This window comes from Salinibacterium sp. SWN1162, from assembly GCF_015864675.1.
Taxonomy (GTDB): domain Bacteria; phylum Actinomycetota; class Actinomycetes; order Actinomycetales; family Microbacteriaceae; genus Rhodoglobus.
Map to the genome: position 1 here is coordinate 115,480 of NZ_JADYWT010000001.1, position 25,336 is coordinate 140,815.

Consider the following 25,336-nt stretch of genomic DNA (forward strand, 5'->3'; position numbering starts at 1 on the left):
GCCTCGTTTCGCACGAACCACCGAACGAACCAGAAAGTGCACGAAATTATGACGTTTGCTGACCTCGTTTTCACCGGTGGCGCTGTCTTCACCGCGACCGGCAGCGAGCCGATGCTGGGCAGCGTTGCTGTCACCGACGGCCGCATTGTTGCCGTTGGCTGCGACGCCGACGACTATGCGGCGGTGCGCGATCTCATCGGTCCCGACACCGAGGTCATCGACCTCGATGGCAAGCTGTTGATCCCCGGATTTCAGGATGCCCACGTGCACGCCGTGTGGGGCGGGCTCGACCTCATCCGCTGCGATCTCTCACAGGACTCGACGCGCGATGAGTATGTAGCGCGGCTGAAGAACTATGCTGCGGCGAACCCCGAGCTCGAGTGGATTTTGGGCGGTGGCTGGAACATGTCGGCCTTCCCCGGGGGCACGCCCACGGCATCTGATCTCGACCTGGCGGTTGCCGACCGCCCGGCGTTCATCCCGAACCGCGACGGTCACGGCGCCTGGGTGAACTCGCGCGCGCTCGAGCTTGCCGGCATCACCGCCGAGACGCCCGACCCCGCCGATGGCCGCATCGAACGCGACACTGACGGCAACCCGACGGGCACGCTGCACGAGGGCGCGATGTCGCTCGTGAATGCGCTGCTGCCCGAAACCTCGCCCGAGGACTACACGCGCGCGCTCATGATCGGCCAGAAGTATCTGCACTCGCTCGGTGTGACCTCGTGGCAAGACGCCATCCTCGGCGGTTACGGGGATGCCGGCGATGCCACTCCCGCCTACATGGCCGCGGCTGAGTCGGGCGACCTCACCGCTCGCGTGGTCGGAGCCCTCTGGTGGGATCGCACGCGCGGCCCCGAGCAGATTCCCGAACTCGTGATGCGCCGCGAGAAGAACGCCGCTGGCCGCTTCGCGGCGACGAGCGTGAAGATCATGCAAGACGGCGTCGCTGAAAACTTCACGGCCGCCATGCTGGAGCCCTACCTCGACGGCTGTGGTCACCACACCGACAACTCGGGCATCTCCTTCGTGGATGCCGCCCAACTGATCTCGAACGTGACCGAGCTCGATGCGTTGGGCTTCCAAGTGCACTTCCATGCCATCGGCGACCGCGCCGTGCGCGAGTGCCTCGACGCGGTGGAGGCCGCGCGAGCGATCAACGGGCCCAACGACAACCGTCACCATATTGCGCACCTGCAGGTCGTGCATCCGGATGACATCCACCGCTTCGCTGAGGTGGGCGTCACCGCCAACCTGCAGTCGTACTGGGCGGCGCTCGAGCCGCAAATGGTCGACCTCACGTTGCCGTTCTTGGGCGACCCGCGCAGCTCGTGGCAGTACCCGTGGGCCGATCTGCACCGCGCGGGAACGCACCTGGCCTCCGGCAGCGACTGGTCGGTGTCGAGCCCGGACCCGATGGCGGCCATCCACGTTGCTGTCAATCGCCTCGCGGCCCCCGGCCACGAAGAGGGCGAGTACGACGCGTTCTTGCCCGAACAGAGCATCGATCTGTTGACCGCCATGACCGCCTATACCGCCGGCAGCGCGTTTACCAACCACCTCGATGAGACGGGCACAATTGAGGTAGGCAAACTTGCCGACCTGGTTGTTCTCGATCGCAATCCCTTCGCGGGAGCCAAAGCCGACATCGGCCGCACCCGCACTGAACAAACGTTCGTCGAAGGCGAGCGCGTGTACCGCGCGCCCGCGCAACCATAAAGCTCGCCGCCAGGCGAGAGAGGAAAGTGCCCCATGGGCAAAGTAGTGTTCGAAAGAAATGCACCAGCCGCATCCGTCATCAGCCACTCCCTTGAGGGTTCGATGCAGAAGCCGTTCTGGATCGATGACGTCGCCGGCGCCCGCACCTTTAGCGCGCTGAAGTCAGACGTCACCGCTGACCTCGCCATTGTGGGAGGAGGGTATCTCGGCCTCTGGACGGCGGTGCTCGCGAAGCAGCGCAACCCCGACGCTCGCGTAGTACTACTCGAAGCCCGCGAACTCGGCTGGGCCGCCTCTGGCCGCAACGGTGGTTTCTGTGAAGCCAGCCTCACCCACGGTGAAGAGAACGGTCTGAGCCGCTGGCCGACCGAATACGACCAACTTGAACGTCTCGGCCTGCAGAACCTCGATGAGATCGAAGAGACGGTCAAGTCCTTGAAGCTCGACGTCGATTTCGAGCGCACCGGTTCGCTCGACCTCGCGATCGAAGAGCACGAGATCGCGTGGCTCAAAGAGACCACGACCGACGCCGACACCATCTTTCTCGACGAGGCCGCTATCCGCGCCGAAGTGAACTCGCCCACGTACCTTGCCGCCATCTGGAACAAGCGCATTAACGCGATCATCCACCCCGCCAAGCTCGTTCATGAGCTGGCGCGCATCGCGACCGAACTCGGGGTCGAGATCTTTGAGCACTCGCCTGTGCGGGAGGTCGCAACATCCGGCGGCCCCACGGATGCCGCCATCGTGCACAGCAAGCATGGTCGCGTTCACGCCGCCAAGGTTGCACTCGCGACTAACGCCTTTCCGTCGTTGCTCAAGCGCACGCGCCTGCACACGGTTCCCGTTTATGACTATGTGCTCATGACGGAGCCCTTGAGCCCGGAGCAGCTCGCCTCGATCGGGTGGTCGAACCGTCAGGGTCTTGCCGACATGGCGAACCAGTTCCACTACTACCGCTTGAGCGCCGATAACCGCATTCTGTTCGGCGGATATGACGCCATTTACCACTATGGCCGCAAGGTTCGCGATGAGTATGAGAACCGTCCCGAGAGCTTTGAGAAGCTCGCGAGTCACTTCTTTACGACGTTCCCGCAGCTTGAAGGTCTCAAGTTCAGCCACCGCTGGGCCGGCGCCATTGACGCGTCGACGCAGTTCAGTGCGTTCTTCGGGCTGGCTCGCAAGGGTCGCGTCGCGTACTCGGCCGGCTTCACCGGCTTGGGTGTTGGCGCAACTCGCTTCGCCGCTCAGGTGATGCTCGACAAACTCGACGGTCTCACGACTGAGCGCACCGAGCTCGAGATGGTGAAGAAAATGCCGTTGCCGTTCCCGCCCGAGCCGATCGCATCGATGGGCGTTCAGGCCACTCGCTGGTCGCTCAATCAGGCCGACCACAATCAGGGTCGCCGCAACGTGATTCTGAAGACGCTGGATGCTCTGGGGCTCGGTTTCGATTCGTAGTCTCTGACGGTGAAGCGGGGGTGTCGCTCGGCACCTGAACGTCACCTGTAATAACTTGCACAGCAGTGTGCAAGTTATTACAGTGAGAACATGACCACCCCCGCTCCCCGTCGCCCGCGGCAGGATGCCGTCGACAACCGTGCCGGCATCCTGAGCGCCGCCACCGCCGCTATTGCGCACGACCCGCACGCGTCGATCGACACGATCGCCCGCAGTGCCGGCCTCTCGCGCCGCGCCCTCTACGGCCATTTCGCCGACCGCAATACTCTCGTCGGCGAGATCATCGACACCGGCGCCGAACGCTTCAACCGCATCGCCCTGAGCGTTTCTGACACCGCTGCGCCCCTCGCTCTCGCGCGGCTCACCTCGTTGCTCTGGCAAGAGGCCGCCCACGTGCAGGTCGCGGCATCCATTGCCCTCGACGACGCACACCTGGCCTCCACCGGCAAGGCTCTCGCGCCGCTGCGTGCGGCCGTCGCCGCCATTCTGCAGCGCGGCCAAAACGACAACACTCTGCGCACCGATGTGGATGTCGCGACCCTCGCTCGCCTCGTCGAAGAGGCCGCCCGCGCCGCCATCACTCGCGTTGACGCGTCCCTGCCCGAAGCGCGCTCGCTCGCCGTACGCACGACGCTCAGCATGGCCGGGCTGTCGTGGCGCGAAACCGTCGCCCTACTTGAAGAGCATCCCGAGATTCTGGGCGCTGCCGCGGCTGGCGGCGCTGCTGGTGCAGGCGGCACAGCTGCGGCAGGCGGCGACCGCTGATGCGCGTCGAACTGAGCGGAGTAACGAAAGGTCGCGACGCCGAAGACTTGCCCGCGACATCCACCACCTTTGAAACCGGCACGGTCACGCTGGCGGTGGCCGAGACCGAGCAGCGCCCCACCGTGCTGGGGCTCATCGCCTCCGGCCGCATGCGCCCCGATTCGGGCAGCGTGACGATCGAGGGAAAGCCCGATGCTCGCGCCCTCCGTCGTCGCGTCGCCCTCGTCGACGCTCCGGGAGTTTCTGATCCGGATGCCGGAGTGCCGCTCGTGGGCGTCGTGGCGGAAGAGTTGATGTTTGCTGGCCGTCGCGCCGATCCGCTCGCCGCGCGCCGCTGGCTGGATGAGCTGGGCCTCCGCCCGCTCGCCTCTACCGCGATCGCTGACATTGAGCCCACGACGCGATTGCGCGTGCTGTGCGAACTCGCGGTGCTGCGACCTCACGTCGAAGCGCTCGTCATCGTGGCACCTGACCGCCATGGTGGCCAGCCCCTCGACTGGTGGCAACTCTTCGGCGAATTTGCGGAGCGCGGCCTCGCGGTCTTGGCGGTCGCCGGTCGCGCCTCTGAATGGGCCATCACCCACGCCGACGTCATCGAGCGTGCTGAAGCCGCCGAAGCCACGTTGCGTGGCAGCCTCGGAGCATTTGACGAACGTACCGCTGCCTGGGCCCAAAGTGGCGGCGGCGTAGGAGTAGACAACGCATGAAGGTTCCCTCGATGATCGCTGCTGAACTGCGGCGGCTGACGTCCTCCCGCATGGGCGTGCTGGCACTGCTTGCCCTCATGCTCGTGCCGGTGTTGTACGGCGGCGTGTACCTCTGGGCTAATCAAGATCCCTACGGCAGTTTCACCGAAGTGCCGGTCGGCTTGGTCGTCGCTGATGACGGTGTTGCCGCCGACGGAGATGACGCCGCCGTCAATTACGGTGAAGAGGTAGCCAAAGACCTTCTCGCGGGTAACGACTTCGACTGGCACGTGCTCTCCCCCGCCGACGCGCAAACAGCTCTCGCTGAGGGCAACGTCGACTTCACCGTCACTATCCCCAGCGATTTTTCGGATGCTCTGCGCTCGATCGCGGGCACCGATCCGCACCAGGCAGAAATCGATCTCGAAACCAATGACGCCAACAACTACTTGGCGTCCACGATCGGCAAGCAAGCCGTCGAGCAGATTCGGCGCTCGGTAGCGGAACTCGTGGGAGAAGAAGCGGCCGGCACTCTGCTGACGGCTATCTCCGACATCCGCGGTGAACTATCGGATGCCGCTGACGGCGCTAGCCAGCTTCTCGACGGCTCTCGCGATGCCACCTCGGGGGCTGGCGAGCTAGCGGATGGCGCGAGCACGTTGACCTCGGGATTGACCGAGCTGAGCTCCGCCACCGAGAGCCTCGCCAGCGGCGCCGACAAGCTTTCAGCGGGAGCCGCGCAGGTTGCCGACGGCAACACCGTTCTCGCCGGCTACGCCGATCGTGCGGGCACCGCCGCCCAGACCATCGCGGATGCTCTGCCCACCGCTCGCGCCGATCTCATCACCGCACTCACTGAGCAGGGCCTCGACACGACAGAGATCGAGGACGTGCTTACGGCCCTCGATCCGCTGAGCGATCGCATCGCCGAGGGCAACGGCACCGTTCAGTCCGCCGTCTCGCAGGTTGATGAACTTGCCGCGGGTGCGAACACGCTCGCGAGCAGCGCCGCCACTCTTGCCTCCGGGGCAGAGAAGATTGCGACGGCGACAGACGCTGCAACATCCGGAGCATCCCAGCTCAGCGACGGTGTCAGTACTCTCGAAGGCGGCCTTTCCACCCTCGCCGATGGCACCGCCGAGCTGCGGGATGGCTTGGCGAGCGGCGTCACGGCGCTGCCCGATTCGAGCTCCGAGTTGCGCGCTCTTCAGGCTGAAGCCATTGCCGACCCGGTTGCTGTCGAATCGAGCGCCGTTACGAAGGCGAGCAACTACGGTGCCGGCCTGGCGCCGTTCTTCGCTGCTCTCGCGGGCTGGATCGGCATTTACGCTCTCTTCCTCATCGTGAAGCCTGTCTCCAAGCGTGCCGTCACCGCGCTGCGCTCGCCCATTCGAATTACCCTCGCTGGCTGGCTTACTCCCGCCGTGCTGGGAGCAATTCAGATGGTTGCCCTCTTCGGCATTCTCGCCATTGCTCTGGGCTTCACGTTCACTCATCCGCTCGGTACGCTCGGCGTGATGGTGGCCGCGAGCTTCACCTATGCCGCGATCATCCTCGCGCTCAACATTTGGTTCGGCTCCGTCGGGCAGTTCCTCGGGCTCGTGCTGATGGTGCTGCAACTCGTCACCGCTGGCGGCACCTTCCCCTGGCAAACCTTGCCCGCGCCTCTGGCCGCCCTGCACCACGTGCTGCCGATGGGGTACGTCGTGGATGCCATGCGTCAGCTCATGTACGGCGGTGACCTTGCCCGGGTCGGCACCGACGCTCTCGTGCTCGGCGCCTGGCTCGCTGGTGCACTGATTCTCGCCGCGATCGGAGTGACACGCATGACCCACCGCCGCACCCTGCGCGATCTGCAGCCCAGTCTCATAGGCTGAGCCCATGACCGAACTCGCAGCACTTCTCGCCCCCGCCACGCCCCTCGCGGCGAGCGCCGTTCCCGTCACCCACGAAGCTCTTGGGGCCAACGAAGTGGTGGAGGGCACTCCCACCGCGGGTTACGCCGTGCTCGACACCCTCGGCGACAGCGAGATCGGCGTCTGGGAGATGAGCGTGGGCACCGCAACAGACACCGAGGTCGATGAGGTCTTTGTCGTGATCAGCGGGCGCGCCAGCATCCACTTCGCTGCGGATGATCGCACGATCGCTGTGGGACCCGGCGATGTTGTGCGACTCACCGACGGCATGCAGACCACCTGGACCATCACCGAAACGCTGCGCAAGATCTACGTCAGCTAGCGTTCCGACCTAACGGGGGCTGTTGCCGCCGCCCGGGTCGCGTACCGTAGAAGCATGATTACGAAACGGGAAGCTGCGCTTCGCCTCGACATCCCTCTGGAGATGGCCACGAGGCACGGCATTCCGTCGCGGATGTCGGATGCCGAGTTCGAAGAACTTGAGACCAACCCGCCGGCGTGGCTGGTTCAGTCGCGCGCCAACCGCACCGGCAAGCGCCCCGTGTGGATGCAGCTGACCTGCACCGTCTGCGGCTTCACGGAGGCATCGCGCCCCAAGAAGTGGTGGCCGGCGTTCACGTACCTGACGTGCGATTGGCATGACGCCGATGAGCTTCCCGCTCCCGCTGAGGGCGTGTACCGCTCAGAGGTCGACGGCATTGGCAGCCGATTCGTGGGCATCGTCGACGAGGCAGTGAAGTCCTGAGATGAATCTCGTGCGGCGGTCGGGCTCGAGGGCACCGTTGCGTCGCGCTGTTCTCATTGCTCTGGCCGTTGCCGGTATCGCCTCCCTTGTTCTTGTCACTCAGACGCGCGCTGGCGTAACGCAAGCCGCGTGGGTCGATAGCGAGTATGCGACCGCGACCGTAAGCGCGGCCGTGATTGCGCCGCCTGAGATCACCTCGTGCAGCCTGGCCCCCGGCTTCTTGGGGCTGTCCCCCACCGTCACGCTGAAATGGAAGTTCCCCGCGGGCGGCGGCTATTCGACGCCGAGCAATGTGGCCTACGCGGTAGCCGAGGGCGGGCTCCTCGGAACGGTCACTTCGGTGCTCTTGGGCTCGGCGCTGACAACCACCGGCCCGTCCGCCGGGGTCTACACAACCAAGTTCGAGTCGGGCATTCTCGGTGGCCTCCTGGGCGGATCGTACGGAATCTTTGTGCAGACCGTCGACGGCTCGTGGACGTCGCAGCGCGCGGGCGCTACAGCGTCAATGGGCTTGGGTGGCAGCGGCGCCCAGTGCACGATCTAGTACGCCCGCAGTGCACGTTCCAGCTTGGGTGCACGCCCGCATTGGCTCACGGGCACTCTCTAGCTAGTCGTCTAGCGAACGCGACACTCGCCGGGGTCGCGGCCGGCTGATTCGTGCCAGAGCGGCCAACACGACTCCGCCGAGTACAGCGAACACCGCAGTAAAAAGCGCGGGGCGGAGGTCGCTTCCGGTGCGGGCGATCGCACTCACGTCACTGCCCACCGAGACCACGTCGCCACTGCCATCTGCCGTCAGAGTTAGTGTCGCCGTGGCATCCGGGATCCGAATGGGATTAGCGGGAAGACTCACATCGATGAGCAGCCACAGTTCTTCGTCGGCCGCAATCGTCAGCAGCTCGCGCTCACCATTGACGAACGCGGACACTGGCCCGAGAGCAAGCGTTGTTGTCTCCCCCGCCGCGCACGTGTCATTCACCCAGCGCACGTCACACGCCCGCACCGCCACGTGCAGCCCCTGCGGGTCCAGAGACAGCTCCCCCGCTGCTGAGAGCGAAAGACGAACGATGCCCGGCTCACCGGCATACGCGTCAACGCCGACTTGCCACGGCACTGCGACGGTCGGCACAAGATGCGACATGCGGGAGCCATCACCCACCGAAGTGAGGGTCATCACCGTTCCCTCAATGATCTGTTCGGTCGTCGCCGCGTGAGCTGCCGGCGGCGCCCCGGCGATGCTGCTGCCGGCAGCGAGCAGCACTACGGCGAGAACCGACCCGGCCTTCGCGCCGTGGCGCGTAGCAGGGCCCGCGGCAGGCCCGTCAGCATTCCCAGTCGCATTTCCAGCGGCATGGCGAGCGGTCTGGTCGACAGAGTGCCGCGCTCGGTATCGCGGTGATCGCGGTGACCGAGGCGCGCGCGGCTCTTCGCGTGGCCAGAACGCCCACGTGACCAGTAGCGTCGCTCCGAGCGTTATCCCACCCAACATCTGCGGGGTGGACGCAGCGCTCACCAGATAGGCGAGTTCGGGAAAGGAGAACAGCACAATTCGAACCGTGTCGACGAGGTAGGGGGCAGCGTCATCCGCTTCATTGGCGTCTCCGCGCATCGTGATGCTGCGGCTCTCTCCGTCAGCAGCGGCGACGGATGTCACTCGATGAGTGATGGGCAGGGCGCCAAGCCTGTCGACCGTGACGACATCGCCCACCGCAACCTCGGCAGCGGGGATCTCTTTCACGACAGCGAGGGAACCGGCGGGAATCGTCGGGCTCATCGATCCGGTCTTGAACATGATGAGAGTGATGTTGAACACCACCGCAAGCAGAACGAGCACAATGCACAGCGCGCCTCCGGCAGCAGCGACCGTGAGCAGGGCGTTGCCGAGGCGGCTGCCGAAACTCGGTCGGTGCTGTGCGGTTGCAGTCATCGTTGATTCCTAGTTCGACGTTCCCGCAAATAGCCACGTGGCTGTCCCCACTGCACCCTGAAGGCTGTTGTCGGCAGAACTTTTTAGGCGGATGTGGAAGCAGTAGCGAAGCTCCCCGCCGGGGTGCGCGAGCGTGGAAGCTGCCGGCGCGACCGGAACATCGGTAATGGGGAGATAGGTAGTCGAGTTCCCGGCGATGTAGCTCGGGGTTCCCGCGAAGGCAGCGGCACTACACGCACTAGACGCAGTCGGCGTGCGCACAGCACGAAACTCCAGTGCGGGAATGAGCGCGCCCGACGTTGTCGAGCTTGCCAACGCCACGGTTCCGCCGATTGTCGACGCGCTCGAAAGCCGGATGTTGACCCACGCATACTTCGACTCTGACGGTTTCAGCGATCCAGCAGCCACCGTGAGCGCGGCGCCGGGCGCGGCATCGTTGTCTGCCCACACTCCGGCGACGGTGCTCGACTCGGTGCCGAAACTGCTCGCCTCAAACGAGCTCGATGCGAACTCAGAATCATTCCAACTTGCCAGCGTCATCGTGGCACCCACTCCGAGCACCAAGCCGCCCGCAAGCCCCGCCCGCAGCCGAGGAGAGAATCTCTTCGACCGCGGCCTGGCCGTCGGCTGCATGACGCTATTGCGAGACGGCGGCGAACTCTATGGTTGCTGTTCCCGTTTGCCCCTGAGTGAGCGCACCAGCGGTCACCTTGAAGCACAGAAAGGCCGGCGCTCCGGCAGTCGTTGGCGGCGTTCCCTTCGAGAGGGTGAAGGTGGTGGAAGCGGGTACGCTGCCGAGGGCGGTTCCCGCGGCGACCAATTCGGTTCCCGTCGTTCCGCTGGCGCAGCCGAACGCAGTGGGCTGAATGAGCTCGTAGCTGAGGTTGCTAATTACGCCGGATGTCGCAGCGTTAGAAACCGTGACAACCGCATCGTTGGTGGTGGAGGAATCCAACTCCACGGCGAAGGGTGCGTAGACAATGTCGCCGGGCGACAGTTGCGTGGGACTCACAGTGAACGCGAGCGTTGCCGGCGTTCCGACAGCGGCGTGCTCAGCGAACGTCGTGCCGTCGGTGCTGCCCACGAGGTTGAAGGTACCCGCCGAGAAGGTACCTTGCGCGAACTCGGAATCGTTCCAGGCTGCAAGCGTGATTGCTGCCCCGACTCCCAGCACAAGGCCACCGGCCAAGATGGCCTTGATCTGACGACTCCGACGGCCCCGAATGGCTTTGGAGTCGCTGATGTTCTCGATTTCTTGCTCCACAATATTCCCCGATCCGATTAGCTCCGCCGCGGTGTGCACTGTCGCGAGGTGGTTAATCCCCGACGTCGTTCTCGCTCTGAACGGCCCCCAAAAATTGCCGTTCCACAAGTGAGATGCGTGAACTTTGCACTCAGTCAAGCACAACGAACCAGCGCGGGGGAAGAGTTGCCCTCACTTTTTACATCCGCGATACAAGCGGGCACGCCCCGCCTTTTAGCAGGCTTCGGAGCAGGCGAGCTACTTCTTGGGCAGCGGCTTTGCCGCACCTGCCAGCACGAGCGCCACCAGAATCGGCACCCCGATAGCGAGCAGCGCGACCCTGATTCCGACAGCGTCGCCGAGGAACCCCAGCAATGGCGGGCCCGCCAGAAATGCCACATAACCGATAGTGGCAACGACAGAGACTCTGGCCGCAGCGTGCTTGGGGTCGTCAGCGGCAGCCGACATCCCCATGGGGAAAGCGAGTGCAGCGCCGACTCCCCAGAGGGCTACCCCGATCAGAGCGAGCCACAGGGTCGGAGCGAAGACGAAGACGGTGAGTCCGACGGCAGCCGCGACCATGCTGCCCCGCAATACAGGAACGCGACCGAAGGCATCGATCGCCCGGCCACCGAATAAGCGCATGGCGGTCATTGCCAGCACGAAGGTGGCGAACATGAAGGCCCCGTTGGCTTCGGTCACCTCGAGTCCGTCGACAGCGGCCTTGGCAATCCAGTCGTTTCCGGCGCCCTCCGTGAGGGTCGCGCCGAGCACTACAACACCGATCAGTAGGGTGCGGCGGTCGCTCCAGGCGCTGCGCACCTTCGTCGACGTAACGTCGCTCTCTGGCTGCGCTGGCTCCGGGATGCGCGGCACAAAGTAGCGCGGAAGCCATTGCGTCGCTACCGCTACGACGAGGGCGATGACAAAGAGGTGAGCCGGCAGCCCGACGCCGAGGTTGGCGAGGCCCGCACCGATGATGGCGCCGAGGAATGCTCCCCCACTGAAGGCCGCGTGCAGCTGCGGCATGATGGTGCGCCCCAGTCGATGTTCGACGTCGGCGCCTTCAATGTTGATGGCGACATCCCAGAGCCCAATGCCGATACCAAAGACGAAGAGGGAGATCGCGGTGCCGACGGTGGTCGCAGCAGATAGCGATAGCGCGATGCCCACTCCGGCGAGGGCAGCGAGCAGCCCCCCGGCACGCACTGTGTTGGCGGCACCGATTCGCTCGGTGATGTAGCCGGCGGTCGGGAGCGCGACGAGAGAACCCACCGCAAGGCACAGCAACAGGCCGCCCATCTGACCGGGAGTGAGGCCCAGCGTTTCGGTGACCGCCGGGATGCGGGCCGCCCAACTGGCAAACACCAACCCATTAATTCCAAAGACGACGAAGGTCGCAATCGTGGCAGCGCGAAGGCGAGCCGGAGTAGCGGCGGCGGTGGCGGTCATGCGCTAATTCTCGCAGCAACCTACCCCCGCTGATTACGGCGACGGCAGCAGCGGGATGTCGGGATTTACAGCGCCGAAGTTCACGGGTAGAGGAACGTGCCGCCGCCGTCCGCACCCGTGCTTGGAAGCAGCGAGAACCAGGCATAACTGAGGATGAGGGCTGCGACCGTCAGGATGACGATGCCGACGGCGGCACGGTCGAGATAGCGCATCGCCTCCGCAACCGTGCTTGCCCGGCGCCGCGCTGTACCGATCGCAAAAATCGTGGTGACAGCGATCGCGACGTAGATGACGCCGCTGGGCGCCTGAGCCAGAGACACGCACTGCGGCACGCTGACGATGACGTTGCGGTCCGCGTCGATAAAGCCGCCTTCGCTGGTTAACAGGCCAGCACAAATGCCCTTGCCCGTCAGAAGAAAAGCGCCGTAGCCGACCGTTGCGAGCGCCGCCGTCACAATCAGTCGCTGGGTACGTGCCACGATCACTTTCGCCTGCGACAGGTCGGCCGACTCCACCAGCTTGGTCATCGAGTCCTGTGACATGAGAAAATCCTCGCGATCGAACGTAAGCCCCTTCCCCACTCATAGGCTAGGCCCAGAGTCGAGAAAATGTCGAGCGATTCATGAGTCGAGCGGCAATTAATTTCTGCAATGTCGAACGTGCACCATTCCCCTCTTCGCCTGTTCTTCTCTGCGGTGTATTCGATTGCGGCGATCAGTTGGATCTTCTGAAAACCGCGACCCCGGGGCCCGGTTGACCGTTGTGTCTACCCCTTCACCCCTCGGTGAGGACCATCGGGGTAGACCAGTTAGTCCACCGATGCCGAGCCTCATCGCCCTTTCTGTTGCTTCACGGCCTCAAGAAATGGCGTAAATGGTGGGCGCCGCTGGATCGAGCGCTGAGAAGGTCCGTTTGCCCCGCCGAACGACGTAGACCACTTTCGGCACCAAAAAGGCTCCTGAGAAAAAACCACTTCGCAAATACCCCCGGATTTCCGGAGTTGCGCTCGGTACCACTTTTGGCACCCCTGTTGCCCGTGATAGCCGCGCCGCTAGGGTTTCGTCTTATCGTGCGTGGCCGATCACCGCGCCCCGATGTGCCTTACCCGATCTACCCTGCGTCACCCGCGTGACCCTTCACACCCGATGTGCCACGCGGCAAGGTTCACCCGAGCCGCTTCTTCATCTCGCCTCCAAACCCGAATTCGGAGAGTGTTGCTTTGTCGACCCTTAAAGACCCTTCTGCCCAGAAAAAGCCGCCGCTTGCGGCGAAACGCTCACGTCGCATCGCGGCCATCGGCTCAACCGCGCTTCTGGTTGTCGGTGTTTCGGTTACCGCAGCGCTGCCCGCCAACGCGGCAGCCTCAGCACCCACCACTGAAGCGTGCACGGCCATCACCGCAGGCCCGACCGCCACTAACCAGAATGCTGAGGGCTGGACCTTCGCCGACACTCGTGCGACCGGTCACAACGAGTTCACCGCCACCGGCCTCCGCGTGTGGACCGACGGTACGACCTCCACTGACAAGGCCGCGGCCTACAAAGCGACCGACATCGCACTCCAGGATGTCGGTGAACCCCTCGTCAACTTTGTGTCCAACTCCGGTGGCGTTCCCAGTCTCCAGCTTGTGACCGACTTCGACGCTGACGGCACCGCCGACGGGATTCTCGTTGGCGAACCCTTGCACTACGGAGCTGACTTTTGGGTTCCTGACCACTCCAGCACAGCGCAGTTCGTGAAAGACGGTTCCCCCGACAGCACCGGTTCTGCCGGCAGCCAGTACCACGGCACCCTCGATGAGTGGCTTGAGGAATTCCCTACCGCTCGCGTTCTCCAGATCGGTTACAGCTTGGGCTCCGGCGTACTGGGCGATGCCGTGATCGAGTCGATCGAAGTTGGCTGTGTGAGTTACGGATTCGGTCGCGATGACGCGTATTCGACCTCCAGCACCGTCAACGTCGATGACTCCCAGATTGCTTCCTTCGAGGACAGCGACACAGCATCCGCGACCTACAACTACACGAGCTGGCACGAGGGCTACAACAACCCCCAGCGCGCTTATTCGACCGCGGCCGATGGCCTCCACTTGGGCACCGGCGTTCACTCGCAAATCATGCGGGGAACACCCGGCCCGGTCAGCGCTGCTGCGCTCGAAGAACTGATCACGAGCGCGAGCGTCACTACTGTCGACGGCAAAGTGACTTTCCAGATCCCAATTCTGTACGGCGCCGCGAGCACCTTCACGACGCTGCGTTCCACCGCGCTGCTTGCCGGCACCGAACATCACTTCGATGTGACCGACACGTGGGTGTCGTCTCGTCCGCTCAAGCTCAACGGCGGCGCGACGTACACCCCCGCCAATGCTCCGACGATCGCCGACCTCGTCGCCTTCCTCGAGGCACAAGGCAGCATCACCCTTTTGGGCTTTGGCGTTCAGGCAGATAACGCGGCCATCGTTCAAGACATCGCCTTCGACGACACCACGTACCACTTCGGCCCCAGCTCACTTGAGGCTGCAACGAAGCAGGTCGTCGTGACGCCACAAGAGATTCAGCTTAGCGAAACCGCCGCGAACTACACCCAGTGGCACGAGGGGTACGCCAACCCGAGCACCTCGTTCTCGGTAGCCAACGGTGCTCTCTCGTTCGGAGATCCCGCTCACTCTCAGATTCTCAAGGGACTCACCACACCGATCGACGGAAGCGACCTTTACACGCAACTCGCCCGCCACGCGGCTGTCACGGTCGACAGCGGAACGGTGACGTACCAGGTAGCGTTCACGCACGGTGGCCCGATTGGATGGGGTACGTTGCGTTCCGCCAGCCTGCCCGCGGGCGAGAACACCTTCTCCCTCACTGACCCGTGGAAGTCGAGCAAGGCCATCGGTAACACGATCGTTGCCAACACTGAGTACCCGCTCGACGTCATCCTCAATGCCCTGAACGCTGCGGGCGACGCTAAGGCCACTGCCTTCGGAATTCAGGCTGACCATGCCGCGCAGGTATCTAGCCTCACGTGGGGCAACACGGAATACGGCTTCCACGCCGTCATCACCGCCGCGACTCCCGCGATCAACGGAACACCCCAGGTCGGCGAGACACTGACCGCCCAGCCCAAGGCAACCACGTGGACCCCGGATACCGGAGTCGGGTTCAGCTACCAGTGGAAAGCAAACGGAGTCGCCATCGCCGGCGCCACCAGCGCAACCTACACGGTTGCTGCAGCCCAGCTCGGCAAGAAGATCACGGTAACGGTGACGGGCGCCCTCTCGGGCTACACCGGTGCGGCCGCGACCTCACCGTCGACAGCCTCGGTGACCAACGACCACATTGTTGTCTCGCGCCTCTCCGGCTCGGACCGCTATGCGACCGCCGCCACGATTGCGCAGGAGTGGGACAGCGCCTCCGTTGTCTACATCGCCACCGGAACCGGATTTGCTGATGCCCTCAGCGCAAGCTCAGCTGCCGCCTTCAAGGATGCACCGCTTCTGCTCACCGATCCCAACTCGTTGTCCGCCGCAGCCAAGGCAGAGCTTCTTCGTTTGAAGCCGAGCAAGGTCATCATCGTGGGTGGCACCGGCGCAGTATCGAACAGCGTGAAGTCGAGCATTCAAGCGCTCTCTTTCAAGCCGTCGGTGAGCCGCATTGGTGGCGGAGACCGCTACGAGACATCCCGGATGATCGCGAAAGCGACCTTCCCCGCCTCGTCTGTCACCACCGCCTACCTCGCCGACGGAAGCAACTTTCCGGACGCGTTGACGGCAAGCCCGGCGGCTGCCAACTTTGGTGGCCCCGTTGTGCTGATCCCCGGCAAGGCCAGCACAGTGGATGCCGCAACCGTGACGCTGCTCAAGTCGCTGGGCGTGACCTCGATCAAGGTCGCTGGCGGCACGGGTGCAGTCACAACTGCAATCTCGACGCACCTGAAGACGAAGTTCACCACCGTGAAGCGCCTCAGTGGCGGTGACCGCTACGCCACGGCAGTAGCGATCAACGCGGATCAGTTCAGTTCCGCAACAACGGTGTACCTCGCTACGGGAGCAGGATTCGCTGACGCTCTCGCTGGTGCCGCTCTCGCCGGTTCGGAAGGCGCACCGCTCTTCATTAGCGACGCGAAGTGCGTTCCGCAGTCGGTACTGACCGCCATCAGCAGCCTGAACAACCCGAAGGTTGTTCTGCTCGGTGGCACCGGAGTGCTGAGCTCCTCGGTCGCCAGCCTGAAGGTCTGCAGCTAACAGAGCACAACACAGAAGAGCGTGGTCGGCGATTGTGCCGGCCACGCTCTTCGTGCGTTGTCCGCGCCTAGCGGATGAAAGATCAGCGCGTTTAAGCAGGCCCGCGCGGTTTGAGCGGGTTGTCGAATCCGCGAAGGAGCGACGCAACCTGAATCATCGCGTGGTCGCGTTCCCGAACGTTCTCTTCCCACCGCGGATACGGAAGGTGGTTCTCAATCGCGTTCGCGACAGTGTCGATCGTCTCGCTGGTCCACGGGTTGTCTTTACCGCGCTCGAGCCCAAAGCGCGCGTACACCGATCCCAGCACTTCGGAGTGCTTGCGGAGTCCACCGCGCGTGTTCAGCTCGCTGGTCGTGAACGGACCGATAACGGACCAGCGACGACCGAGCCCCTCTCGCACGAGAGTATCGACGTCGACCGCCGACACCACGCCATCCCGGACGAGGCAGTAGGCCTCTCGCAACAGCGCCCCCTGCAAACGGTTGAGGGCAAAACCCTCGATCTCGGTGTTCAAGAGCACCGGCGAGATATCCACCCTCGTGAGCAGGGCAGCGGCAATCTCTACCGCTCTCGATGAGGTGAAGTCGGCTGGCACGATCTCCGCCACGCGCAAGAAGTACGGAGGGTTGGCGGGATGGACGACGAGACAGCGAGCGCGGCCCTCGAGGTGGCTGGCGAACTTAGAGGACGGAATCGCGGAGGTGGAGCTTGCCAGCACCACGTGTGGCGGGGTCAACTCGTCGAGTCGACCGAACAAAACTCGTTTCACTTCGACGTCTTCTACGATGCACTCCTGCACATATCCGACGCCGTCAACGGCATCCGCCAGCTCGTCCCACACGCTCATGCGGGCAAGGATGCCCGCGGTGGACTCGGTGAACAGGCCGGCTTCGTGCATCTCCAACAGCAAAGATTCGGCCGCGTCCAGGGCTGACGCCCGGCGCACATCGTCGAGTTCGAAAATGCGTACGTTGATTCCGGCACACGCGAACACAATCGACCAGGCAATGCCGATACTGCCGGCACCGATGATGGCAACCGAATGAATATCGGCATCCGCCGTGACTTCGGCGGGATTCGAATGGTGTGTCATGGGTTGGCCCTAACTAGAAAGTGTGAGTGCTCGAGGCAAGAAGAAGTGAGAGGGGCTAACGGATGTACGACGCCCCATTGAGGTCGATCGTTGACCCGGTAAGACTCGGACACCGATCGGTAGCCAAGAAGGCGGCAAGCTCAGCGACCTCGCACGGATCAACGTGCTGCCCCATCGCGAGTCCCTCGGCTGTGGCCTGAATCTCGGCGGGCTGAAGACCGGAAGTGCCCATGCCCCCGCCGACGACGCCGGGGGCGACGATGTAGACGCGCACCCCGTCGCGGGCATAGGAACGCGCGAGAGTTTGAGCGAAATTGCGGAGGGCTGCCTTCGACGCTGCGTACGCGTTCGCGTCGGGGATTCGAGACCCCTGCTCCGCTGCCCAGCTTGAGATTGCGATGATGCTGCCATAGCCACGCTCCGCGAAGGAGAGTGCCGCTTCGCGCATGAGCGTTGCCGCCCCCAGCACGTTGATCTGGAGAAGGCTTTCCCAGCTGCGGTCCCACGCGTCGTTGTCATGACCGCTGAGAGGGGCGGATGCCATCGCCGCCGCGTTCACCACCAGAGTGTCGAGTGCGTTCCACTCTTCGGCACGCTTCCACAGGTCGCGCGCCGATTGCGGTGAGTCGATCTCTGCCGGCAAAAGAGTGGACTGCCCGGGGCTCGCTGCGGCGAGCGCGGCCTGCCCCTCTGCTTCGCGACTGCGGAACGTGCCCGCAACCCGGGCGCCGCGGGCTAGGAACGTGGAGCCGATCTGTGATCCGATCGCTCCCGAGACGCCCGTGACAAGCGCGGTGCGATTCGAGAGATCGAGTGTGTTCGTGTGATCAACCATTTAGAGCAGCCCTCCGTCAACGGGAAGAATCTGGCCAGTGATTGCCGCAGACTGCGGCCCCGAAAGAAAGGCCACAGCGTTCGCGATGTCGTCGGGGGTGGCGAGCGCCCCCAGCACGGTGAGTTGCTCCGCGGCGCGGATCGCGTCGGCGGGTTGCAAGCCAGTACTACTACTGCGTGACTTCATCCGACCGAGCAGTGCGTCGGTGGCGACGGGGCCTGGGGCGACAGCATTGACTCGGATGCCGCGAGGTCCAAGCGATTGAGCCGCCGAACGCACAACGCCCAGTACCGCATGCTTGCTCGCGGCATACGCCATGACGTTGGGGTCTCCGCGCCACGAGTTGAGCGAACCAATTGCGACGATCGTGGATCCGGGAGGCATCTCGTGCGCCGCGTACTTCATGACCGAAACGAAACCCGTGACGTTCACGGCCATGGTGCGATCGAGGAGTTCGAGGTCGATATCTGTCGGGCTGTGCCAGGCCGGAACGATTCCGGCTGCTGCTACGAGCCCATTAAAAGGGCCGTGGGCGGCGACGTCGCTTTCGATCGCGTGCCGCACCGCTGATTCATCGGTGACATCGACGGCAACGGAGGGCCAGGGGGCTGGAGACGCGGAGTTCGCACCGAGGTCAAGGATGAGTCCTGAGGCACCGGCTGCCGCTAAGCGTTTCACGATGGCGAGCCCGAGACCTTGCGCTCCACCGGATACGAGAAAGCGGCGCGATGCGAATTCGGTTGATGCGAAATTCGATCGGGGCGCGTGTGCTGTTTCGTCCATTTCCCCTCCAGTGCTTCTTCGGCTGACGAGTGTGGTGCGGCGTTCTGTTGCGCATCCTCGCAAGTTCGTGGCGACGGCGGTCCGACCCCAGAATTTGGTGGTTTCCCTAGAAATCGGGGGGTCGCTGTACAAAACAGTACGATATGCGAACCTTTGAACGCAATACGAACTTTTATGTTCGTATTGCGTTCAAACGTTCGGTGTGCAAACATTTCTGCACGGGCGACACAGCAGTCATCCCGTGCCGTGATCAGCACAGCAAGCCCTCTCGGCACCTCAGTCGCCACCATTTCGAGCACCGGAGGATTCGAATGTCCAGTCATTCCACGTACGGTTTCGGCTCCTTGGTCGGCCTCGATCACATCGGAGTCGGCGTCTCAGACATGCAGGCGTCGCTCGATTTCTATGCTCAGCTCGGCTTCTCCGACGTGGTCTTCGACTACAGCGGCCCCCTCGGCGGTCTTGAACAGGCCACCGGGCACGCTGCCACCGAGGCCCGCGTCGTCTATCTCCGCAGCATCAACCCCACTGTTCTCGGACGGTCGGGCGTGAAGCTTGTGCAACTGACGAACCGACCGGCAGCTCCGATTCCCGAAGGCTTCGCCTACGGCGAGCCCGGCATCTGTGAAGTGTGCCTTCACGTGAAGGGTCAAGCCGAGTTTTACGAGTCGCTCGTGAGCGCCGGCCACACCAGCCTTATGGCACCCGACGATCAGGTACTTGAGCCGTACCAGACGCACTGCGGCCTCTCTTATGTGTCCGACCCCGATGGCGCGAAGATCGAACTCATCGAATGGTCGAGTCTCGAAGCCGGATGGCCGCATCCCACTGGCCCTCAAGGGGTCAACCATGTTGCCTTCGGCGTTCACGACATCGACCGCACCGAAGCTTTTTACCGCGCCCTCGGATTCACCGGCAAATTGTTTGACGCCAGTGGAGTCAATGAGCCGATGAACCCCTGGTTTGAATCGGTCGGTCGCGTACCTCCCGTGCAGCGGATGATGTTGCTCACCAGCCCTCACGGTGGCGCGCTCGAGCCTGTGCAACAAGACCCTCCCGGAGCGGACATGCGCGGCGAGTGGGGGCACCTCGGCACCTTCGAATTTGCAATCGGTGCTCGCAACCTTGACCTCGCACTGGCGTACCTCAAGTCGATTGATGTTCCGCTCGTCGGAGAACCTGTCGAGATCGCTATGCCCGACGGTCAGGTGTGGCGTTACGCCTACTTCCAAGACCCCGCAGGCCTGTACGTCTCCATTACCGAAGTCCGAGCGTGAGTGAGAATATGTTTGACACCCCGCACCAACAGCAGAATCCCGACCGCACGCCCATCGTGCAACTGCGTGGAATTCACAAGTCCTTTGGCGAGACCGAGGTTCTGCACGGCATTAACCTTGATATCCACCGCGGCGAGCACGTCGTACTCTTTGGCCCGTCAGGATCGGGAAAGTCGACGGTGCTTCGCAGCATCAACCTCCTCGAAGAACCCACGAAGGGTTCACTCAAGATCGATGGCGTCGAATACGGCCCCGGACTAGAGGGCGACGCCAAGGTCAAGCGCGGCACCAAGCTGCAGCTTCGCCGCAAGGTGGGCATGGTCTTTCAACAGTTCAACCTATTTCCCCACTTGTGCGCTCTTGATAACGTCGCACTCCCGCAACGCAAAGCACAGGGCAAAAGCAAGAGCGACGCTCGCGAACACGCAGCCGAGGCCTTGCGCAAGGTAGGGCTGCTGGAACGCGCAGGCCACTACCCCTCCGAACTTTCTGGCGGCCAGCAGCAGCGGGTCGCGATTGCCCGTGCGCTGGCGCTCGACCCCGACGTCATCCTGTTCGATGAGCCGACATCCGCCCTCGACCCTGAACTGGTGGGTGAGGTGCTCAAGAGCATGCGCGAAGTGGCAGAAACCGGAATGACGATCGTGGTTGTCACCCACGAATTCGGCTTCGCCCGCGAGATCGGCGACCTCAACGTCTTCATGGAAGACGGACGAATTATCGAGTCGGGCCCACGGGGGTTCTACGACGACTGCACCACCGATCGTGCCAAAGAGTTTTTGAAAGCGGTGAAGTAATGAGCTTGGCAGACTTCGACTGGGGGCTGATCTGGGAAAACCGGGAAGCACTCATCAACGGGATGTGGACGGCCCTTTCCGTCTCGACAGTGGCACTACTCATCTCCACGGTCGTCGGACTGCTGTTGGCAGTCCTACGAAACGGCCCCAAATCGGTGAGCTGGATCGCCGTCGTGTACATCAACGTCTTTCGAGGTGTACCCGCACTAGTCAGTGTTATTTGGGTGTACTTCGGGCTCTCTCTGGTACTCGGCATTAGCTTTAGCGTCTTCCAAGCTGGCGTCATTGCGCTCTCGATGCTCTACAGCGCGTTCTTGGCGGAAATCTTTCGCTCAGCACTGGCTGCCGTGCCGCACGGCCACACCGAAGCCGGCTGGGCACTCGGAATGCGCACCAGCCAGATCTTCTTCTCGGTAACGCTCCCCCAGGCCATCAAAATTGCGTTGCCCAACATCGGCAGCATGTACATCGGCATGGTCAAGGACACCTCGACCTTCACCGTGATCGGGCTGCTCGAGGTAGTGCGCGTAACCCAGAACCTGGTCGCGACAACCTTCCAACCCTTCGTTCTCTACACCGCCGCAGCCATCATCTACGTGATCGCGGCATTCGCAATCGACCTCATCTTCCGCCTCATCGAAGGGGTGTACGTGCGCCCGCCCAAGGCCTTGATCGGTCGTGCTATTCGGGCACGCCAGCGCCGCACGATAGAAAAAATTGTCGCGAGCACGAAAGCCAACTCACTCGCGACCGCACAACTGTTTGTGAAGTAACTCCCCGACCGACCCGGTACCTAGTTCGCACCCAACGATTGACACTAGAAGGAGAATGCAATGAAGAAATCACTCCGTATGCCGCTCGTCGCGGCAATGGCAGCGGCAGCGATGGTGCTGTCCGCCTGCGCCAGTGGCAGCACTACTGAAGAGACCATGACCGAAGAAGACAGCGCGCTCATGACCCCCGGCGTACTCGTCGTCGGCATGAACCTGCAGTACAAGCCTCAAATGTACCTCGAGGGCGATGAGCCGACCGGGTACGACGTCGAGCTGCTCAATGCGCTCGCCGACGACATGGGCGTCGAGCTGGAGATCAAGAACCTTGACTTCGCCGGCCTCATTCCTGGGCTACAAGCACAGCAGTTCGACATGGTCTCCGTTGGCCTGAGCGCAACGGACGAGCGCAAGGAAGTTATCGACTTCTCGCGTGGCTACGTTCCTTACAGCAGCATCCTCGCTGTTCCGGAGGGCGAAAGCACGAGCCTCACGATCGACGAGCTCAACCAGGAGGGCGTGATCATCACGGCTCTTCAGGGGTCGAGTAACGAACAGCTGATCCGCGACAACTTCCCGAACGCCACGGTGCAGGGATTCCCCGACCAGAACGCAGCGCTTCTTGAGGTTGCTACCGGTCGTGCAGCGGCAGTCGTCGTCGAGGACTACATCCTCGCTCAGTTCGACACCGCCAACCCCGGCCAGCTTGCTCAGGCCGAGGTCGATGGTCCGCTGAGCCTCTACTACGGCGCCTGGGGAGTACAGAAGGGCAACAGTGCTCTCGTAGAGCAGCTCGACGAGTTCCTCTGCTCCGTACAGAACGACGGAACAATGGCAGACCTTTACACGTCGATCATGGCTCCGACCATGCCCGAAATGCCAGGTGGCTGCTAAACCATGACAACAGATGAGCGTATTTTCGATGTTCTGGTAGTCGGGGGCGGCCCCGCTGGAATGGCTGCGGCATCCACCGCAGCGGCTGCAGGCCTCACAACAGCGCTCATCGACGAACGCCCAACTCTCGGGGGCCAGGTCTACAAACAGCCTGGCCCCGGGATGCGGGTAACCGACCCCCGCGCCATGGGCGCGCAGTACCGTGCCGGGCGTCTACTCATTGACGAGGCTGAGCAGAGCGACGCAGAAATCATTCTTCGCGCCAGCGTCGTCAATCTTGAACCTTCCGCCAACGGCTGGACCGCCATGGTGCAGCGCGAAGGCAACCCCGTCGAGCGGCTGAGCGCCCCGCGCGTCATCGTCGCTGCGGGCGCCAATGACCGGCCAGTGGTTTTTCCTGGCTGGACTCTACCCGGGGTCATCACCGCCGGTGGCTTACAAACCCTCGCCAAAACTCAAGGCGTCGTGCCCGGAAAGCGCATCGTCTTTGCCGGCTCGGGGCCCGTTGCCTTAGCCTTTCCCGCCCAGCTTGCGGGCTACGGCGCGAACATTGTCACCGCGCTTGAATCGGGCCCCACTCCCGGCATCGGCGATCTCGCCCGCGTGGGACTCGCCGCACCGGGAAACATCGGACTGCTTCTGGATGCGGCCAAGTATCGGGCATCACTGCTCACCCACAAGATCCCCCTGAAATACGGTCGCATCATCGTGCGTGTCGAGGGTGACGGGCGGGTTGAACGAGTCGTGCACGCCGCCGTCGACGCTGAATGGCGCGTACGGCCCAACACGGAAGAGACCATCGAGGCAGACGTTCTCTGCGTCGGCTACGGCTTCTCGCCGTCAACCGAACTGCTCCGCCTTGTCGGCTGCGACTTCGACAGCAACGAAGACCTGGGTGGCCCCGTCGTACGCCGCGATGAGTGGTGCCGCACGACAATCTCTGGAATCTATGCGGCCGGAGACGGTGCCGGCGTTGAAGGCTCCGCCGTCGCCGCCGATGAAGGGCGACTCGCCGGCCTCGCGGTCGCGAATGACGCCGGTGCTCTCAGCGCTCCCGACAGTGATTCACGAGCATCCACTCTGCTAAAAAGAGTGGCACGGCGTCGCGCCCTCACCTCAGCCGCTGACCGGATGTACCACGTCGGCGAAGGAATCTTTGAGCTTGCCGAGCCAGACACCACCGTCTGTCGCTGCGAGGGCACCAAGCTCTCCACCATCGCCGCCGCGATTACGCAGGCTCCCGATGTGAGTGCCGTCAAGGGCCTCACGCGAGCCGGCATGGGCCCCTGCCAAGGACGCATGTGCGGCCGCCACATTGCGGCAATGATTGCCACCAGTCGCGGAGTACCACTCACTGACGTCGAACCCGCAACACCGCGGATGCCGCTGCGACCAACCGCAATCGGGGCGATCGCGAACCCCGCGGTCACCGATCCCGGCCTCTTCGACACCTCGGTCGGGCAACAAACGGAACCCGAACGCACCGACCTCAACGCCGCCACGCTCTCTGATGGAGCGTCGAACGTGATCGGCGAGACCGACGTGTTGGTGATCGGTGGCGGAATCGCTGGGGCCGCCGTAGCCTACTACCTCGCCAAAGAGGGCGTCGATGTCACGCTGCTCGAGCGCGGCGAACTTAACCGTGAAGCATCCGGTACCAATGCGGGAAGCTTCCACTTTCAACTTGCCATCCACCAGCTCTCTGGTCAGGGAACGTCCGCTGACCGAGATCGACTCCTCGGCGATGCCCGCGACAGCGTTCGTGCCTACGAGCTGTGGAAGGGTCTCAGCGCCGAGCTCGGGGCTGATGTCGGGCTTCACCAGACCGGCGGTTGGATGGTTGCCGAGACGCCGGAACAGCTTCAGATTCTGCGCGACAAGCACCTGCTCGAGGCAGAAGCGGGGATTGAAACCGAAGTTCTGACGGGCGCCGAACTGGCGAATCGTGCTCCGTACTTTTCTGACCGCGTCATCGGCGCGACGTACTGCGGGCTTGAAGGCCACGCGAATCCACTCTCGACAGCTCCTCTCTATGCGTTGCGCGCAGTAGAAGCTGGCGGCACCGTCAAGACCCATACCGAAGTGCTCGGCATCGAAGTGAATGAGGCATCAGAGTCACGACGCTTCACCGTGCGCACCAACCAAGGCACGTACTACGCTCGCCGCGTGGTCAATTGCGCTGCAGCGTGGGCGGGCGAACTCGCCGAAATGGTAGGTCTCAACTTCCCGATTCGTCGCGAAGGCCTGCACGTGAACGTCACCGAATCACGCCCGCCACTGCTGCCATCGATGGTTCAGCACATCGGCCGGCGGCTCACTCTGAAGCAAACGTCGCAGGGCGGCTTCATCGTGGGTGGTGGCTGGCCGACGGGCGAATCTGCCTACCCCACTCGGTATCCCACCCAGTGGCAGAGCGCCTCGGGCAACCTCAACGTGGCCCGCGACATCGTTCCAGCGCTCGACGACGTGCGGGTCATCCGCACCTGGTCGGGAGTAATTGCCTTCACCGACGACAAGTCGCCCATCGTGGGGGAATCCGAAAAAGTGCCCGGGTACTACGCGTGCGTTGCTACCACCGGCTTTACCTTCTCACCGATCTTCGCCTACCAACTATCGGAACAGATCGCCGCAGAGCACAAAGGCACGTCGCCCTTTCACCAGCGCTTCTCCCTCGATCGGATGTCGTAGGTTGCGCGGCATGACGTCAGCCCCAGTTTCGTTAAACCAGATTTCGTTAGA

Annotated in this window: 22 protein-coding genes; 14 read left to right on the forward strand and 8 right to left on the reverse strand. The window is 63.3% G+C overall.

Annotation, left to right across the window (positions count from 1 at the left end; translation table 11 throughout):
• Positions 1 to 48 precede the first annotated feature (48 nt).
• From I6E58_RS00575 to I6E58_RS00610, 8 genes are all read left to right on the forward strand, one after another.
• Positions 49 to 1,719: an amidohydrolase gene (locus tag I6E58_RS00575; protein WP_197129250.1), complete on the forward strand. Its 1,671-nt coding sequence runs from the start codon at positions 49 to 51 to the stop codon at positions 1,717 to 1,719.
• A gap of 33 nt (positions 1,720 to 1,752) precedes the next feature.
• Positions 1,753 to 3,180, forward strand: coding sequence for an FAD-binding oxidoreductase (locus I6E58_RS00580; RefSeq protein WP_197129253.1), 1,428 nt, complete (start codon positions 1,753 to 1,755; stop codon positions 3,178 to 3,180).
• A gap of 90 nt (positions 3,181 to 3,270) precedes the next feature.
• Positions 3,271 to 3,945 carry a TetR/AcrR family transcriptional regulator gene (locus tag I6E58_RS00585; protein ID WP_197129256.1) on the forward strand — a complete coding sequence of 225 codons (675 nt, stop codon included), beginning with the start codon at positions 3,271 to 3,273 and terminating at the stop codon, positions 3,943 to 3,945.
• A complete protein-coding gene (locus I6E58_RS00590) occupies positions 3,945 to 4,652 on the forward strand; it encodes a hypothetical protein (RefSeq protein WP_197129259.1) in 708 nt (235 codons plus the stop codon). Before I6E58_RS00585 ends, I6E58_RS00590 begins: the two co-directional genes overlap by 1 nt.
• On the forward strand, positions 4,649 to 6,508 hold the full coding sequence (locus I6E58_RS00595) for a YhgE/Pip domain-containing protein (RefSeq protein WP_197129262.1): 1,860 nt from the start codon (positions 4,649 to 4,651) through the stop codon (positions 6,506 to 6,508). Before I6E58_RS00590 ends, I6E58_RS00595 begins: the two co-directional genes overlap by 4 nt.
• A gap of 4 nt (positions 6,509 to 6,512) precedes the next feature.
• Positions 6,513 to 6,869, forward strand: a complete 357-nt coding sequence (locus I6E58_RS00600) for a cupin domain-containing protein (RefSeq protein WP_197129264.1) — start codon at positions 6,513 to 6,515, stop codon at positions 6,867 to 6,869.
• A gap of 54 nt (positions 6,870 to 6,923) precedes the next feature.
• The gene (locus I6E58_RS00605; protein WP_197129266.1) at positions 6,924 to 7,292 is read left to right on the forward strand and encodes a hypothetical protein; all 369 of its coding nucleotides are present in this window, start codon (positions 6,924 to 6,926) and stop codon (positions 7,290 to 7,292) included.
• Position 7,293: 1 nt separating this feature from the next.
• Positions 7,294 to 7,836, forward strand: a complete 543-nt coding sequence (locus tag I6E58_RS00610; RefSeq protein ID WP_197129268.1) for a hypothetical protein — start codon at positions 7,294 to 7,296, stop codon at positions 7,834 to 7,836.
• Between the two features lie 63 nt (positions 7,837 to 7,899).
• Here I6E58_RS00610 and I6E58_RS00615 read toward each other — a convergent pair whose 3' ends face one another.
• From I6E58_RS00615 to I6E58_RS00635, 5 genes are all read right to left on the reverse strand, one after another.
• Positions 7,900 to 9,219 (reverse strand): signal peptidase I, encoded by a 1,320-nt coding sequence (locus I6E58_RS00615; RefSeq protein ID WP_197129270.1) that lies wholly within the window; start codon positions 9,217 to 9,219, stop codon positions 7,900 to 7,902.
• Positions 9,220 to 9,228: 9 nt separating this feature from the next.
• Positions 9,229 to 9,852 carry a SipW-dependent-type signal peptide-containing protein gene (locus I6E58_RS00620; RefSeq protein WP_255531442.1) on the reverse strand — a complete coding sequence of 208 codons (624 nt, stop codon included), beginning with the start codon at positions 9,850 to 9,852 and terminating at the stop codon, positions 9,229 to 9,231.
• Positions 9,853 to 9,856: 4 nt separating this feature from the next.
• On the reverse strand, positions 9,857 to 10,483 hold the full coding sequence (locus I6E58_RS00625; RefSeq protein WP_307841913.1) for a SipW-dependent-type signal peptide-containing protein: 627 nt from the start codon (positions 10,481 to 10,483) through the stop codon (positions 9,857 to 9,859).
• Positions 10,484 to 10,720: 237 nt separating this feature from the next.
• The gene (locus I6E58_RS00630) at positions 10,721 to 11,914 is read right to left on the reverse strand and encodes an MFS transporter (RefSeq protein WP_197129274.1); all 1,194 of its coding nucleotides are present in this window, start codon (positions 11,912 to 11,914) and stop codon (positions 10,721 to 10,723) included.
• An 80-nt stretch (positions 11,915 to 11,994) separates the two neighbouring features.
• Positions 11,995 to 12,456, reverse strand: coding sequence for a hypothetical protein (locus I6E58_RS00635; RefSeq protein ID WP_129072764.1), 462 nt, complete (start codon positions 12,454 to 12,456; stop codon positions 11,995 to 11,997).
• Positions 12,457 to 13,133: 677 nt separating this feature from the next.
• On the opposite strand from I6E58_RS00635, the gene I6E58_RS00640 reads away from it, so the two are divergent.
• Positions 13,134 to 16,148, forward strand: coding sequence for a cell wall-binding repeat-containing protein (locus tag I6E58_RS00640; protein ID WP_197129276.1), 3,015 nt, complete (start codon positions 13,134 to 13,136; stop codon positions 16,146 to 16,148).
• 91 nt (positions 16,149 to 16,239) lie between these two features.
• Here the strand turns inward: I6E58_RS00640 and I6E58_RS00645 are convergent, their stop codons facing one another.
• The 3 genes from I6E58_RS00645 to I6E58_RS00655 are packed head-to-tail and all read right to left on the reverse strand — an operon-like array spanning position 16,240 to position 18,859.
• Positions 16,240 to 17,241 (reverse strand): 3-hydroxyacyl-CoA dehydrogenase, encoded by a 1,002-nt coding sequence (locus I6E58_RS00645; RefSeq protein ID WP_197129278.1) that lies wholly within the window; start codon positions 17,239 to 17,241, stop codon positions 16,240 to 16,242.
• A gap of 55 nt (positions 17,242 to 17,296) precedes the next feature.
• Positions 17,297 to 18,076 (reverse strand): SDR family NAD(P)-dependent oxidoreductase, encoded by a 780-nt coding sequence (locus I6E58_RS00650; protein ID WP_197129280.1) that lies wholly within the window; start codon positions 18,074 to 18,076, stop codon positions 17,297 to 17,299.
• Positions 18,077 to 18,859, reverse strand: a complete 783-nt coding sequence (locus I6E58_RS00655; protein WP_197129283.1) for an SDR family NAD(P)-dependent oxidoreductase — start codon at positions 18,857 to 18,859, stop codon at positions 18,077 to 18,079.
• 311 nt (positions 18,860 to 19,170) lie between these two features.
• Here I6E58_RS00655 and I6E58_RS00660 point away from each other — a divergent pair, with 311 nt between their 5' ends.
• The 5 genes from I6E58_RS00660 to I6E58_RS00680 are packed head-to-tail and all read left to right on the forward strand — an operon-like array spanning position 19,171 to position 25,285.
• A complete protein-coding gene (locus I6E58_RS00660; protein ID WP_197129286.1) occupies positions 19,171 to 20,136 on the forward strand; it encodes a VOC family protein in 966 nt (321 codons plus the stop codon).
• Between the two features lie 8 nt (positions 20,137 to 20,144).
• On the forward strand, positions 20,145 to 20,933 hold the full coding sequence (locus tag I6E58_RS00665; protein ID WP_231595102.1) for an amino acid ABC transporter ATP-binding protein: 789 nt from the start codon (positions 20,145 to 20,147) through the stop codon (positions 20,931 to 20,933).
• Entirely contained in the window at positions 20,933 to 21,706 is a 774-nt protein-coding gene (locus I6E58_RS00670; protein WP_197129289.1) for an amino acid ABC transporter permease, read from the forward strand. The genes I6E58_RS00665 and I6E58_RS00670 overlap by 1 nt, the downstream gene beginning before the upstream one ends.
• Before the next feature lie 60 nt (positions 21,707 to 21,766).
• Positions 21,767 to 22,597, forward strand: coding sequence for an ABC transporter substrate-binding protein (locus tag I6E58_RS00675; protein WP_197129292.1), 831 nt, complete (start codon positions 21,767 to 21,769; stop codon positions 22,595 to 22,597).
• 3 nt (positions 22,598 to 22,600) lie between these two features.
• Positions 22,601 to 25,285: an FAD-dependent oxidoreductase gene (locus I6E58_RS00680; RefSeq protein ID WP_197129295.1), complete on the forward strand. Its 2,685-nt coding sequence runs from the start codon at positions 22,601 to 22,603 to the stop codon at positions 25,283 to 25,285.
• Positions 25,286 to 25,336: the final 51 nt, after the last annotated feature.

Excerpts from the sequence above, each read along its gene's own strand:
- I6E58_RS00575 (WP_197129250.1), top strand. The coding sequence starts at position 49 with ATGACGTTTGCTGACCTCGTTTTCACCGGTGGCGCTGTCTTCACCGCG.
- I6E58_RS00580 (WP_197129253.1), top strand. The coding sequence starts at position 1,753 with ATGGGCAAAGTAGTGTTCGAAAGAAATGCACCAGCCGCATCCGTCATC.
- I6E58_RS00585 (WP_197129256.1), top strand. The coding sequence starts at position 3,271 with ATGACCACCCCCGCTCCCCGTCGCCCGCGGCAGGATGCCGTCGACAAC.
- I6E58_RS00590 (WP_197129259.1), top strand. The coding sequence starts at position 3,945 with ATGCGCGTCGAACTGAGCGGAGTAACGAAAGGTCGCGACGCCGAAGAC.
- I6E58_RS00595 (WP_197129262.1), top strand. The coding sequence starts at position 4,649 with ATGAAGGTTCCCTCGATGATCGCTGCTGAACTGCGGCGGCTGACGTCC.
- I6E58_RS00600 (WP_197129264.1), top strand. The coding sequence starts at position 6,513 with ATGACCGAACTCGCAGCACTTCTCGCCCCCGCCACGCCCCTCGCGGCG.
- I6E58_RS00605 (WP_197129266.1), top strand. The coding sequence starts at position 6,924 with ATGATTACGAAACGGGAAGCTGCGCTTCGCCTCGACATCCCTCTGGAG.
- I6E58_RS00610 (WP_197129268.1), top strand. The coding sequence starts at position 7,294 with ATGAATCTCGTGCGGCGGTCGGGCTCGAGGGCACCGTTGCGTCGCGCT.
- I6E58_RS00615 (WP_197129270.1), bottom strand. The coding sequence starts at position 9,219 with ATGACTGCAACCGCACAGCACCGACCGAGTTTCGGCAGCCGCCTCGGC.
- I6E58_RS00620 (WP_255531442.1), bottom strand. The coding sequence starts at position 9,852 with ATGCAGCCGACGGCCAGGCCGCGGTCGAAGAGATTCTCTCCTCGGCTG.
- I6E58_RS00630 (WP_197129274.1), bottom strand. The coding sequence starts at position 11,914 with ATGACCGCCACCGCCGCCGCTACTCCGGCTCGCCTTCGCGCTGCCACG.
- I6E58_RS00635 (WP_129072764.1), bottom strand. The coding sequence starts at position 12,456 with ATGTCACAGGACTCGATGACCAAGCTGGTGGAGTCGGCCGACCTGTCG.
- I6E58_RS00645 (WP_197129278.1), bottom strand. The coding sequence starts at position 17,241 with ATGACACACCATTCGAATCCCGCCGAAGTCACGGCGGATGCCGATATT.
- I6E58_RS00650 (WP_197129280.1), bottom strand. The coding sequence starts at position 18,076 with ATGGTTGATCACACGAACACACTCGATCTCTCGAATCGCACCGCGCTT.
- I6E58_RS00655 (WP_197129283.1), bottom strand. The coding sequence starts at position 18,859 with ATGGACGAAACAGCACACGCGCCCCGATCGAATTTCGCATCAACCGAA.
- I6E58_RS00660 (WP_197129286.1), top strand. The coding sequence starts at position 19,171 with ATGTCCAGTCATTCCACGTACGGTTTCGGCTCCTTGGTCGGCCTCGAT.
- I6E58_RS00665 (WP_231595102.1), top strand. The coding sequence starts at position 20,145 with ATGTTTGACACCCCGCACCAACAGCAGAATCCCGACCGCACGCCCATC.
- I6E58_RS00670 (WP_197129289.1), top strand. The coding sequence starts at position 20,933 with ATGAGCTTGGCAGACTTCGACTGGGGGCTGATCTGGGAAAACCGGGAA.
- I6E58_RS00675 (WP_197129292.1), top strand. The coding sequence starts at position 21,767 with ATGAAGAAATCACTCCGTATGCCGCTCGTCGCGGCAATGGCAGCGGCA.
- I6E58_RS00680 (WP_197129295.1), top strand. The coding sequence starts at position 22,601 with ATGACAACAGATGAGCGTATTTTCGATGTTCTGGTAGTCGGGGGCGGC.